A 13,329-nucleotide genomic window follows, 5' to 3' on the forward strand; every position below is an offset into this window, starting at 1 on the left:
CCAAAAATATGGATTTTTATTCATTTGAGTTAAAACAAAAAAACCCACATGGAAACATGTGGGTTTTTAAGAGTATTTTTCTGATTATTTTACTTCGAAAGAGGCTCTTCTCGCCATTTGACGAGCATCAGCAGATGACTTGTCTACGCTAGTATCTTCGCCATATCCTTTGTAAGACAATCTTGAAGCATCTACTCCTGCAGCAACCATTAGGTCATATACTGCTTTTGCTCTTCTTTCAGAAAGCTTCATGTTGTAATCTTCTGGACCTAGCTCATCAGCATATCCTTTGATTTCAACACTTACTCCAGGATTTCTCTTAAGGAAGTTAGCGACATAATTAGCAGCACTTACGGAGTAGCCAAGCGGCTTAGCACTATCGAATGCATAGAATACGTTTACGTAACCATCATTGATCGCTTTCTTCAAGTAATCAACTTCTTCTCTTTCTTCTACTACAGGACATCCGTTTGTAGAAGCAGGGCCTGGCTGGAATGGACAGTTGTCCATATGATCTGGAGTTCCATCACCATCAGAGTCAAGAGTAGTTCCTGCAGAATTTACACGAGCACCTGCTGGAGTGTTTGGCTCTTTATCCAAATAATCTGGAACACCGTCTCCGTCAGAGTCCTTCAACATATCTTTGATACCATTGATCTGAGAAGCAAGTTCTTCTTTGGTAGCATATTTGTCAGCAGCGATATACCAATCAGCATGCTCGTCATTAGATCCAAGGTAGAAATTCAATCCAAGGGTTCCTGTCCACCAAGTACCGTTAGCTCCGTAGAATCCATTGTCAATATCAGGTCTGATAGCTTCAGCACCATCCCAAGTAACAGTCTGACGACCATTAAGGATAGTTGAAATATCACCTACTAAAGCAATGTTTTTAGAAAGCTTCAACTGTGGTGTGATTCCGAAGATCAGTGTGTAAACATTGTCGTCAAAATCGTTGAAAGTGTTCATTTCTGGGTTAACAAGACCAATACCCGCTCCACCGTGTAGAAGAAGACCGAAGGATCTTGAGAAAGATTCGAAATTCATGATTCTTCCCACATTAGCAACACCCTGCATATTCAATCTGAAATACTTCGTGTCAAACTCTTGGCTTTGGGAATCAGCACCACGCGCCTCACGCATAGATCCAAATCCGTAGTCAAGCTTAAGACCGAACTTTTCGTTGAACATGTACCGGGCGCCAAATTCGATGTGGCCTAGGTTTAGGGTAGGAGACAAGAAGTTTCGATTAAGCGGAGCCATTGGCTTGTTAAAGCCACCTCCAACTTCTACCGACCACTTGTCGAATTCCTGTGCATTAGCTCCAATAGCTAAAGCACCTGCCATTAATGTTGAGAGTATTAGTTTTTTCATAACAAAAAATTTTTGTCCAAATTTTAAGTGTTTGATTGATGTGAGTACAAATTTATAAACTTTTAACTTACTGCAAATCTAGATGAATTATTTAATTCCCAATTAAGGAAATAAATATTACAATAGATTTTTTCAAATATTAATGAAAATGTAACATAATTTATGCCAGAATGAAAATTTTGCATCATCTTTTAAAACAATCAAGTGTTTCGGGAAACGAATCCCAAATCGGCCAATTCCTTTTAGATACGATAGAACAACGAAAGAATGACTGGAAAGTTTGCCCGCAAATTTATTCTGGGGAAGATTTCCACGATTGTATCTTATTGAAATTTGGAAATCCTAGAACAGCACTTTTTGCGCATATGGATACAATAGGGTTTATGACCCGGTATGAAAATCAATTAATTCCAGTGGGTGGGCCTGAAACTGAAGACGGGATGCTGTTAATTGGAGAGGATGAATTGGGTCCGATTGAATGTCGATTAAAAGTTGAGAATGATTCCCTCTTTCACGATTTCCAACGTCCCATTCAACCAGGCACTTATTTATCATTCGCTCAGAATATCCGAGTGGATGGGGAATTTATTCAAGCTGCGTATTTAGATAATAGACTTGGGCTTTATACAGCATTACAAGTTTGCGAAAATTTAGAACATGGATGGGTCGTATTTAGTACTTATGAAGAACACGGTGGAGGAAGTATGCCCTTTCTTCTTAAGTTTATCCAAGAAAATCATCCAATTCGACAGGCTCTGATAGCGGATATTACTTGGGTGACTGAAGGGGTAGTTCCTCACGAGGGCGTAGCTATTTCCATCCGGGACCGATACATTCCTCGAAGAAAATTCATCGACCGCGTAATTGCTTTAGCTACACAAAGTAAAATACCTTTTCAGTTGGAGGTAGAGGCTTCAGGAGGAAGTGATGGAAGAGAAATCCAATTTTCTCCTTATCCAATAGATTGGTGCTTCGTAGGAGCGGCGGAGGATAATGTTCATTCCCCGGATGAGAAGGTCTCCCTAGCAGATTTGGACTCAATGATTAAAATGCACCAATATTTAATGAAACACCTTTAATATATGAGTAAAAAAATCCATGATAAATCTTTTGAAATATTTCTGACCAAAGAAGAGATTGAGTCCAGAGTTTCTTCTCTGGGAGCTCAGATAAAAAAAGATTTTGTAAGAAAAGATCCTGTATTGCTTGGAGTATTGAAAGGTTGCTTTGTTTTTATGGCTGATTTATCGAGAGCGATTGACCTTCCATTAGAGGTGTCTTTTATAAGACTACAGTCCTATGAAGGATTTCATTCCACTGGCAAACCCCAAATTTCCCTTTCAATAAAGGAAAAACTTGAAGGAAGGGATATTCTTATTGTAGAAGACATAGTTGACACAGGTAACAGTATTTATCACCTCAAAAAAGAGCTGGAAGACCTAAAACCGAGCTCTGTTTCAATAGTAGCATTGCTTTACAAACCAGATGCTTTCCGGTTTAATTACCCGATTGATTATGTCGGTTTTGAAATTCCGAATAAATTTGTCGTCGGTTATGGGCTGGATTATGATGACTTAGGTCGAAACCTGCCTGATATTTACCAAGTAATTGATTGAAAATTTAAAGAATAAAGGATGCGTAATATCGTCTTGTTTGGCCCTCCGGGAGCGGGAAAAGGTACTCAAAGTGAAAAAATCATCGAGAAATACGGTCTCACCCACCTTTCTACTGGGGACCTTTTTCGTAAGCATCTTGGCGAAGGCACAGAGCTAGGTAATCTTGCCAAAAAATATATGAATGAGGGAAGATTGGTGCCGGATGAGGTGGTCATCGGAATGGTGGAAGAGAAGATTGCATCTACCCAAGATACCAAAGGGTTCATTTTTGATGGATTTCCTCGGACTACTGCTCAAGCAGAAGCACTTGATGATATGCTAGCCAAACATGGGATGAAAATCGACGGAATGATTGCGCTTGAGGTACCTGAGGATGTTTTAAAAGCTCGAATCAAAGAAAGAGGAAAAACTTCCGGAAGAGTAGACGATCAGGATGATCAGAAAATCCAAACCAGAATAAAAGTTTACCTAGATGAGACACTTCCAGTTGCTTCTTACTATCAAAATCAGGACAAACTTACCAATATCAATGGAGTAGGGGCAATTGATAGCATCTTTGGTCAGATCAGTGAAGTGATTGACAGCTATTAAGTTCCTGATATTCCTTACCTTTGTGAATCTAACAAGCTAAGCCATCAGCTTAGCTTTTTTATTTCTATTATGGCAGAGTCCAATTTCATCGATTACGTAAAGTTTTGCTCACGATCAGGGGCTGGTGGGGCAGGCTCCATGCATTTCCGAAGGGAAAAGCATGTGCCCAAAGGAGGACCTGACGGTGGAGATGGTGGTAGAGGGGGGCATATCATCCTTCGGGGGAATACCCAAATGTGGACACTTCTACATTTGAAATATAAAAAACATGTAATAGCTGAATCCGGAAAGTCTGGAGAAGGTGGACGAAGGACAGGAGCAGACGGAAAAGATGTCATCTTAGAAGTGCCGCTCGGTACAGTAGCCAAAGATGCCGAGACAGGTGAAAAGCGATTTGAAATAACGGAAGATGGGCAAGAGGTAGTCCTGACCAAAGGAGGAAGAGGTGGATTGGGCAATCATCATTTCAAGTCTTCAACTAATCAAGCTCCTCACTACGCCCAACCTGGTGAGGAGGGAATAGAGGAGTGGATTATTCTTGAGCTTAAGCTTTTGGCAGATGTGGGGCTTGTTGGCTTTCCCAATGCCGGCAAGTCTACCTTACTTTCGGCTGTTTCTGCCGCCAAACCTGAAATTGGGGATTATCCTTTCACGACTTTGGTCCCAAATCTCGGTGTGGTATCCTATCGTGATGACCGATCCTTTGTGATGGCAGATATTCCTGGAATCATCGAAGGTGCCGCAGATGGCAAAGGATTGGGGATTAGATTTTTAAGGCATATTGAGCGAAATTCCATTCTACTTTTTGTTATTCCTGCTGATGCAGATCAGATCAAAAAAGAATACCAGATTCTTTTGGGAGAATTAGAAAAATATAATCCCGAATTGCTGGACAAAAAGCGTCTGCTGGCAATCTCCAAATCTGACTTATTAGATGAGGAATTGATGCAGGAAATGCAGGCTGAAATTCCTGAGGGAATACCTGCAGTATTCATTTCCTCCGTGACCCAAACAAACCTTGACCGACTCAAAGACATGATTTGGCAGGCCATTCATGCAGAATGATGTGTCAGATTGTCAGAATTGAGGTGATGGCAAGCATATTGATGCTAGAGGGAGATTGAACTTTAGTTTGAATTCAAATGAAAAAAAATAAAGAAGAAGTGAGCGAGCAAGCAAACGAGGAGGTTCTTGATCAAAAAGAACAGATGCAAAACGATAAAGAAGTAGCTCAAGAAGAACCCGTAAAGGAGCCCGAAAGCAACTTGGATCCTTTGGCTAAAATGCAGGGTGAACTTGCAGAGATGAAGGATAAATATCTACGACTTTATTCAGATTTTGAGAATTTCAGAAAGCGAAACGCCAAAGAGCGCCTTGATTTGATCAAAACTGCTTCAGAAGAGGTGCTCCGGGATCTTATTCCTGTGGTGGATGATTTTGAGCGAGCATTCAAAGCCTCTGAAAATGAATCCGATGCAGGAAAGGTGAGAGAAGGCAATCATTTGATTTTTCAAAAATTTGTAAATGTCTTGGAATCCAAGGGCTTGAAAGTCATGGAGGATCAAATTGGTCATCCATTCGATGCAGAAACACAGGAAGCCATTACACAGATACCAGCGCCAAGTGAAGAAATGAAAGGTAAAGTGATTGACGTAGTGGAGAAGGGATATACCTTAGGTGATAAGGTAGTTCGATATGCGAAGGTGGTAACAGGAGCATAAAAATCATGGCAAAAAGAGACTATTACGAAATATTGGGTGTCAGTAAATCTGCATCAGCGGATGAGATCAAAAAAGCATATAGAAAATTGGCCATCCAATATCATCCAGATAAAAATCCAGACAATCCTGAAGCTGAAGAAAAATTCAAGGAAGCAGCGGAAGCCTACGAGGTATTGAGCAATCCTGAAAAGCGTCAACGCTACGACCAATTTGGTCACCAAGGACTTGGTGGAAATGGTGGATTCGGCGGAGGCGGAATGAATATGGAAGATATTTTCTCCCAGTTTGGAGACATCTTCGGCGGTGGAGGATTTGGTTCTTTCTTCGGCGGAGGCGGTGGTGGTGGCCGACGTACCAAGAAAGGCACCAATCTACGTGTCAAGCTGAAATTGAACCTGCAGGAAATCGCCAATGGTGTAGAAAAGAAAATCAAGGTGAAACGTCATGTAGTCGCACCTGGAGTTACTTTCAAGTCTTGTTCTACTTGCCAAGGAACAGGTCAGATCAAAAAGGTGGTCAATACCATGTTGGGCCAAATGGTCTCTGCCAGCACTTGTGGAGTTTGTGGAGGAAGTGGTCAGATTGTTGATAAAAAACCCGCTGAGGCTGACGCTAGAGGATTGATCGTCAAGGAAGAAGTGATTTCTATCAATATCCCTGGCGGTGTGGCAGAAGGGATGCAGCTCAGCATGTCCACAAAAGGAAATGAAATTCCGGGTGGAATCCCTGGAGATCTGTTGATTGTCATCGAGGAGATTGAGGACAAGGTATTGCAGCGAGATGGCAATAATGTCATCTTCGACCTGTATGTTTCATTTGTAGATGCAGCCTTGGGAGCATCAGTAGAAGTACCGACTATCGACGGTCGGGTGAAGATTAAGGTCGAGCCAGGTACACAAAGTGGTAAGATGCTGCGATTGAAAGGAAAAGGGATCAAAGATATCAATGGCTATTCTCGAGGAGATCAATTGATCATGGTCAATGTTTGGACTCCAACCCAACTTACAAAGGAGGAGCGGCAGACCTTGGAAGCCTTGCGAGAGTCTCCCAACTTCAAGCCGGCCCCGGGTAATTCGGAAAAGTCATTTTTCGATAAGATGAAAGAGTTTTTCTAAAATTTAAGAAGCCAGATGCAATTCTGGCTTTTTTTATATTTTTAAAAAACCTTTTCAAAGTTCAGCTCGTAACCTATCCGTATGCTTCAAAAATTCTGTCTGCTTCTTATTGGAATCATCAGTGGGATAGGCGTAAGCAAGGCACAATTGGTCAAGGAGTTTAGGACTCCCGAGAAAGAAGGCTTTGAAATGGTGCAGCTTGATTTTTCTTCATACAAAAGCACCACTCACCTTAAACGATCCCGATCCACCGAACCCGTGCAAATTCACGGGCATTTGGATAATGTGAATATTCTACCGGTTTTTGATCATTGGATTGCTGATAGGATCTTGCACGCGGAACTCAGTCATAAAAATATCCAATCTGATAATCTAGGAAGAAGCCTCACTTCTAAGATTTTTTCTACTTCAAAGGACGATTTTGGACATTCTTGGGATATAGGACTAGGATCTAATTACCTGTATCATCTAAATTTTAATTTAGGTGTCGGTATGGCAGAAATTGATTTGGCAAATCTACCGGTCAGTCAACTCAAGGTGCAAAGTGCCAGTGCAGACGTCCTCATTCATTATAGTGACCGAGAGCCCAATCGTATTTTGATGGATACCCTGTTGGTAACTTTAAATATGGGGACGGTTGATATCCGTGACGCCAACTTTTCGAATGCGGATAAAATGATTTTTGAGGTGAATTATGGTAAAATTAACCTAAATTTCAGTGATGGTATGGCTTCCAAGTGCCAAGTAATCGCTGCTGTTGGTGCCGGTTCGCTATACCTCAAGATTCCTTCGGAAAATTATCCAGTCAGGATCAAAATGAAAACAACGGCTATGTGCCGGACCTCCCTGCCAAAATACCTCCGACAAATAGATAGTGAAACCTACGTGACCAGAGGCTTTTCGGCTGATGATCCAAAGTTGATGGATCTGACCATAGACGTTGGCGTAGGTTCGCTCAAAGTCGAATAAAACCACCATGCTTGAAATAAAACAACTAAATAAAACCTACGGGAAAAACCGCGCCCTGACAGACGTGGATCTGCATGTTCCCAAAGGGGTGATTTTTGGATTACTTGGTCCAAATGGTGCCGGTAAGTCGACCCTGATCCGAATCATCAACCAAATCATCGATGCCGACTCAGGTGAGATCCGTATCAATGGTAAAAAACTCGCTCCAGATCATATTTCCCAAATAGGCTATCTCCCAGAAGAGCGTGGTCTTTACAAGAAAATGAAAGTTTGGGATCAGATGCTGTATTTTGCTCAACTGAAAGGGATGAGCAAAGCAGAGTCCAAATCTAGAATCAATACTTGGCTTGGGAAAATGGACATGCTCAGTTGGAGAGAAAAAAAGGTCGAGGACCTTTCCAAAGGGATGGCTCAGAAGGTTCAGTTCATTTCTACTATTCTTCATGAACCGGCATTATTGATCTTGGATGAACCGTTTTCTGGGTTTGATCCAGTCAATGCGGAGATTATCAAGGATGAGATTTTGGAGCTGAAGGAGAGGGGCACCACGGTCATACTCAGTACACATCGAATGGAGTCCGTGGAGCTTCTTTGTGATCAGGTGGCGATGATCAACAAATCCCGTAAGATCCTCGACGGAAGTATCCGAGAGGTAAAGTCAAGTTATCGCCCAAATATTTTTCATGTCACTTTGGAAGATCTCCAAGCTCCTCTACCTTCCGCTTGGAAAGCTGTAGAGGATGGAGGGCTTTGGCATTTCTCTCTAGCCTTGGAGGGCAAAACCCCAAATGAATTGCTAGCAGAACTCATGCAGATGGGGCAAGTGGCCAGATTTCAAGAAAAGATTCCAAGTATGGAAGAGATTTTTATCCACCAAGTAAAGAATAGGGATTATGAATAAAATTTGGTTAGTCATTCAGCGCGAGTACTTATCTCGAGTGAAGAAAAAATCATTTTTGCTAGCCACGCTCCTGACTCCATTAATCTTTCCTGCGATAATGGGGATATTTATTTGGATAGCTGTGGAGGAAAAGGAAAATCAATCCCTTCGGATCATCGAAGTGGTAGATGAAAACAATCTCTTCTTCATGGAAAGCTCAGATCAATACGCTTTTTCTTTTTCAGACAGAAATGTGGAGGAAGCAAAGGAGCTAGTTCAAAAAGGAGATCGATATGGATTTTTACTCATTCCTAAAATCGATCTAAAAGATCCGAAAGGCATCACCTATTATGGTGAAGAGAACCCAAATATGAATTTGATTTCCTATTTGGAGAGCAGTCTTCGCAAAAAAATTGAAGATCAGCGCCTCTATGACTCGGGGATAGACCCCCAAATCCTTTCAGAAATCCGTACTTCCGTCGATGTGACGGCAATTACTCTCGATGAAGAAGGAGGCGAGCGGGTGTCCGATGCCACCGTCAACTATGCTATCGGGTTTCTTGCTGGTATTTTGATCTACATGTTCATTTTCATCTACGGCAATCAAATCATGCAAGGTGTGATTGAGGAAAAGTCCAGCCGAATCGTGGAAATCCTCGTCTCTTCTCTGAAGCCTTTTCAGTTGATGATGGGTAAAATCGTCGGAATTGCAGGAGTTGGCTTGACCCAACTGCTGATATGGATTGTCTTAATTGGGACGCTGACCACCGTGGTGACAGGGTTTTTGGGTATGCAGATGCCCCAGCAGCAAGCCCTGGAAATGGCTCAGGCAGACATGGGTGAAGCTGTACCAAATGGAGAACTTGGTGAAATATTAGCGGTAATTCAAGGAATTGATTTCGTCACCCTAGTAGGCGCTTTCGTATTCTATTTTCTTGGAGGCTATTTACTTTATGGTGCCTTGTTCGCTGGGATAGGTTCTGCAGTGGATGCACCTTCAGATGCGCAGCAATTTATGCTGCCGGTGACTATTCCATTGATAGTAGCCTACATGGGATTGTTTGTGTTTGTGCTTCAAGATCCTAATAGTACCACCTCTTTTTGGCTGTCAATTGTGCCACTTACATCTCCAATCGCTATGATGGGTAGGATCAGCTACGGGGTTCCATTCTGGGAGCTTTTGCTTTCGATGGGATTATTGATCTTGGGCTTTTTGGCCACTACTTGGTTGGCAGGAAAAATCTATCGGATCGGGATTCTGATGCATGGCACCAAGCCTAGCTACAAAACCCTTTGGAAATGGATCAAGACCAGTAATTGAGAATTAAAAATAGAGTCAAGAGCTAAGAAACAAGAGTCAAGAGAAAAGAAACTAGAGTTTTCAAAAAAAAATCCTGACCATCAGTGGTCAGGATTTTTGATGATTGTCTTTTGATGACTATCTAAGGTATGCTGAGAGCATCCAAACTACCTTTTCTTTGGCTGTGATGTAATCACTCATCAAGGTGACTGTACCTTCATCGCCTTGCGTCGCGGCAGCTTCCAAAGCTCCTCGTTCAATATCCAAAAGCGTATTGATATTATCCCTTGTGATTTCTACCATTTGCTTGGAATCGGATACTTTCAATGCCTCTTTGATGGAGGAGTTTTCGATGTATTCGCCGTACGAAGAGAAAGGTCTAGCACCCAATGTTAGAATTCGTTCTGCTACTTCATCTACACTTTCATTTGCGGTGGTGTATAATTCCTCGAATTTCGCATGAAGCTCAAAGAAATTGGGTCCGCTAACGTTCCAATGGAAGTTTCTCAAGTTTTGATAGTAGATCTGATAGTTGGCTAATAAGGTGTTGAGCTTATCCACCAAAATCGCGGTATCTTTTACCTCTAATCCTATGTCGTTCGTTTTCATATTGTTTGTTTGTTTTTGTCTTTCATTTAATACTTTAAATTTACTAAAAATTACCCTCTGATACCAACTGATAATTTCTATAGCTATCATACACTTTCTATCGAATCTGAGAGTTAATAGTTAAAATATATCAGCAAGAGTCTCCCGATGAAAAACCGTTTTCAGGATCTTACTTCCATAGATTTTTACCAAAACCGACGACAGGTGAAGTGGCTGGTAGTCGCCCTGTCTATTTTGATAGGAGCGGGGTCCATCTGGTATACCAATCGTTTGGTGGAGGAGTTGAAAGCTCGGGAGCGAAGGCAAATTGAATTGCTATCTAGTGCTTTGGAGTATGCGGCAAGCAACGCGGATAATCTGTCCTTTATTAATCAGGAGATCATTCAGCAAAATTACTCCATTCCCATCATCATGGTGGATGCAAGTGGAGCTCCATTGGAGTTTCGAAATATTCCCTTTAGGAAAAATGCTTCCTCCCAAGACTCGACTAAGATCCTTGCCGAGGAGCTGGAAGAGATGAAGGCAGAATACGAGCCCATTTTGCTGCGGGAAGCAGATATTCAGATCTTTTATCGCAATTCGGAGCTACTAACCAATCTTCGCTATTATCCTTACGTTCAGCTGGCCGTGATCTTGATTTTTGGGGTATTGGCTTATGCACTGTTCAATCAAAGCAAAATTGCAGAGCAAAACCGGGTTTGGGCGGGCCTGACCAAAGAAACTGCCCACCAACTAGGAACGCCCATTGCTTCACTCATGGCCTGGATTGACTATCTGCGAAATTCGCCTGTGTGGGAAGAAAACAAGGAAATCATCACGGAAATGGACAAGGACGTGGTGAAGCTTCGTATGGTCACGGAGCGCTTCAGTAGTATCGGCAGTAAGCCAGTCATCCAATCCGAAAACCTCTATCAAGCAATCGAAGAGACAATCAACTATCTCCGACCTCGGATTTCTACGAAGGTGGATCTCATCATCAATGCAGACTCGCAAAATCTCGATGCCATGATGAATAAGCCTCTCTTCGAATGGGTCATCGAAAATATCTGCAAAAATGCCGTGGATGCCATGAAAGGAAAGGGGCGGATTGAGATCGATATCCTCCAGGATAGTGACAAATTCGTGATCGTGGATATTAGCGATACCGGAAAGGGGATCGAAAAGCGCAATTTTAAAAAAGTCTTTAACCCAGGATTCTCTACCAGGCAGCGGGGGTGGGGACTGGGCTTGACGCTGGCAAAGCGCATCATCGAAGGCTATCATGGTGGAAGAATTTTTGTCAAAACTTCCGAAATCGGAAATGGTACCACTTTTCGCATCATCCTGCATAGTACCATTGAGGGAGCAGAGCAGTTTGTGACAGAGGGGATTTTGGAATATTGAGGAAATACGAGGTACGTGCTTATTAAAAGCACTAAAGCCAATCCCAAAGTTGTTAGAACTGGCTAACTATCAAAAAAGGCCTTGTATTTCGTAATTCGTATTTCGTAATTAAAAAAGTCCTAAAGGCTTTTTTAATTACCTTTGCCCCCTGAAATTTACAATCCATGAGTTTGAAAGACGAAATCAAAAAGCGCCGAACATTTGCCATCATTGCTCACCCGGATGCCGGAAAGACCACTTTGACTGAGAAGCTACTCCTTTTCGGTGGAGCAATCAATACGGCAGGCGCCGTCAAATCCAACAAAATCGATACGGCTACCAAATCTGACTGGATGGAAATCGAGAAGCAGCGAGGTATCTCCGTGGCGACTTCGGTCATGGGCTTCGAATACAAAGACATTAAAATCAATCTTCTGGACACGCCGGGTCACCAGGACTTTGCCGAAGACACCTATCGTACCTTGACTGCAGTGGATTCCGTGATTATGGTTATCGACTGTGTGAAAGGGGTGGAGATTCAGACTGAAAAGCTCATGGAGGTCTGCCGAATGCGGAATACGCCGGTGATCTGTTTTATCAACAAGCTAGATCGGGAGGGTAGAGACCCTTATGACTTGCTTGATGAGGTGGAGGAAAAACTCAATATCAAAGTCAGGCCGCTTTCTTGGCCTATTGGAATGGGTAAAAGCTTCAAGGGAGTTTATAATTTGTATGAGAAAAAACTGAACCTATTCACTCCTTCCCAGCGCAAACTCAGTGATGATCGACAGGTCTTTGAAAACTTGGAAGATGGATCATTGGATCGCTTGATTGGGAACAGCCTCGCAGATCAGCTTCGCGAAGATGTGGAACTCATCGAGGGAGTCTATCCTGATTTTGATCCCAAGGAGTACTTGGAAGGAAAGGTGGCACCGGTATTTTTTGGATCAGCGGTCAACAATTTCGGGGTGAATGAAATGCTGGACACGTTTATCAAAATCGCTCCTGCACCTAAAAGCCGACAAACCGATGTTCGCGAAGTGACTCCGGATGAATCCAAGTTTTCGGGGTTTGTTTTTAAGATCCACGCCAATATGGATCCCAATCACCGAAATAGGATTGCTTTCTTGCGGATTTGCTCAGGAAAATTTGAGCGGAATAAGCCTTACAACCATGTTCGTGGCCCAAAGCCGCTACGGTTTTCCAACGTGACCCAGTTTATGGCACAGGATAAAGAGATCATCGATGAGGCTTTCCCGGGAGATATTGTAGGATTGTATGACACGGGAAATCTGAAGATCGGGGATACGATCACGGATGGAGAGGATTTGACTTTTACAGGAATCCCGAGCTTCTCTCCGGAGATTTTCCGCGAAGTGGTCAACAAGGATGCGATGAAGACCAAGCAGTTGGAAAAAGGCCTGAAGCAACTGATGGAAGAAGGAGTAGCGCAGCTATTTACCTTCGATATGGGGTCTCGAAAGGTGATCGGTACGGTGGGTCAGCTTCAATTTGAAGTGATTCAATTCCGATTGAAAAATGAATACAATGCCACAGTGGAATTTCATCCGATGAATCTATACAAAGCCTGCTGGATCAGTAGCAAGGATAAAAAGCAATTGGATGAGTTTGTTCGATCCAAAAACCGTCACATTGCACATGATAAGGATGGTAAGCTAGTCTTTATGGCCGAATCCAATGCCTGGCTTCAAATGGTTCAGGACAATTATCCTGAAATTGAGTTTCACTTTACTTCGGAGTTTTGATATTCATTCTCCAAGGGTTTCAATTTATT

Annotated in this window: 13 protein-coding genes; 11 read left to right on the plus strand and 2 right to left on the minus strand. The window is 42.5% G+C overall.

Features of this window, described 5'->3' with window-relative positions; genetic code table 11:
- Window positions 1-84: 84 nt before the first annotated feature.
- Window positions 85-1,371, minus strand: coding sequence for an OmpA family protein (locus G457_RS0119520; RefSeq protein ID WP_026947959.1), 1,287 nt, complete (start codon window positions 1,369-1,371; stop codon window positions 85-87).
- Between the two features lie 170 nt (window positions 1,372-1,541).
- Here G457_RS0119520 and G457_RS0119525 point away from each other — a divergent pair, with 170 nt between their 5' ends.
- From G457_RS0119525 to G457_RS0119565, 9 genes are all read left to right on the plus strand, one after another.
- Window positions 1,542-2,450 (plus strand): M20/M25/M40 family metallo-hydrolase, encoded by a 909-nt coding sequence (locus G457_RS0119525; protein WP_026947960.1) that lies wholly within the window; start codon window positions 1,542-1,544, stop codon window positions 2,448-2,450.
- 3 nt (window positions 2,451-2,453) lie between these two features.
- The gene (gene hpt, locus G457_RS0119530) at window positions 2,454-2,987 is read left to right on the plus strand and encodes a hypoxanthine phosphoribosyltransferase (RefSeq protein WP_026947961.1); all 534 of its coding nucleotides are present in this window, start codon (window positions 2,454-2,456) and stop codon (window positions 2,985-2,987) included.
- Window positions 2,988-3,005: 18 nt separating this feature from the next.
- Window positions 3,006-3,578, plus strand: a complete 573-nt coding sequence (locus tag G457_RS0119535; protein ID WP_026947962.1) for an adenylate kinase — start codon at window positions 3,006-3,008, stop codon at window positions 3,576-3,578.
- Window positions 3,579-3,647: 69 nt separating this feature from the next.
- On the plus strand, window positions 3,648-4,643 hold the full coding sequence (gene obgE, locus G457_RS0119540) for a GTPase ObgE (RefSeq protein ID WP_026947963.1): 996 nt from the start codon (window positions 3,648-3,650) through the stop codon (window positions 4,641-4,643).
- 77 nt (window positions 4,644-4,720) lie between these two features.
- Window positions 4,721-5,299 (plus strand): nucleotide exchange factor GrpE, encoded by a 579-nt coding sequence (locus G457_RS0119545; RefSeq protein WP_035484387.1) that lies wholly within the window; start codon window positions 4,721-4,723, stop codon window positions 5,297-5,299.
- A gap of 5 nt (window positions 5,300-5,304) precedes the next feature.
- Complete coding sequence (gene dnaJ / locus G457_RS0119550) at window positions 5,305-6,414, plus strand: molecular chaperone DnaJ (RefSeq protein WP_026947965.1); 1,110 nt, start codon at window positions 5,305-5,307, stop codon at window positions 6,412-6,414.
- An 81-nt stretch (window positions 6,415-6,495) separates the two neighbouring features.
- Window positions 6,496-7,383 carry a hypothetical protein gene (locus tag G457_RS0119555; protein WP_026947966.1) on the plus strand — a complete coding sequence of 296 codons (888 nt, stop codon included), beginning with the start codon at window positions 6,496-6,498 and terminating at the stop codon, window positions 7,381-7,383.
- Between the two features lie 7 nt (window positions 7,384-7,390).
- The gene (locus G457_RS0119560) at window positions 7,391-8,284 is read left to right on the plus strand and encodes an ABC transporter ATP-binding protein (protein WP_026947967.1); all 894 of its coding nucleotides are present in this window, start codon (window positions 7,391-7,393) and stop codon (window positions 8,282-8,284) included.
- Window positions 8,277-9,584 (plus strand): ABC transporter permease, encoded by a 1,308-nt coding sequence (locus G457_RS0119565; protein WP_026947968.1) that lies wholly within the window; start codon window positions 8,277-8,279, stop codon window positions 9,582-9,584. The genes G457_RS0119560 and G457_RS0119565 overlap by 8 nt, the downstream gene beginning before the upstream one ends.
- 117 nt (window positions 9,585-9,701) lie before the next feature.
- On the opposite strand, the gene G457_RS0119570 is transcribed toward G457_RS0119565, so the two are convergent.
- Entirely contained in the window at window positions 9,702-10,172 is a 471-nt protein-coding gene (locus tag G457_RS0119570; RefSeq protein WP_026947969.1) for a Dps family protein, read from the minus strand.
- 147 nt (window positions 10,173-10,319) lie between these two features.
- Between G457_RS0119570 and G457_RS0119575 the strand changes: the two genes are divergently transcribed.
- Both G457_RS0119575 and G457_RS0119585 read left to right on the plus strand, forming a co-directional pair.
- The gene (locus G457_RS0119575; protein WP_026947970.1) at window positions 10,320-11,555 is read left to right on the plus strand and encodes a sensor histidine kinase; all 1,236 of its coding nucleotides are present in this window, start codon (window positions 10,320-10,322) and stop codon (window positions 11,553-11,555) included.
- A 164-nt stretch (window positions 11,556-11,719) separates the two neighbouring features.
- Window positions 11,720-13,300: a peptide chain release factor 3 gene (locus tag G457_RS0119585; protein WP_026947971.1), complete on the plus strand. Its 1,581-nt coding sequence runs from the start codon at window positions 11,720-11,722 to the stop codon at window positions 13,298-13,300.
- Window positions 13,301-13,329 lie beyond the last annotated feature (29 nt).

It is taken from the genome of Algoriphagus marincola DSM 16067 (assembly GCF_000429405.1).
Classification (GTDB): domain Bacteria; phylum Bacteroidota; class Bacteroidia; order Cytophagales; family Cyclobacteriaceae; genus Algoriphagus; species Algoriphagus marincola.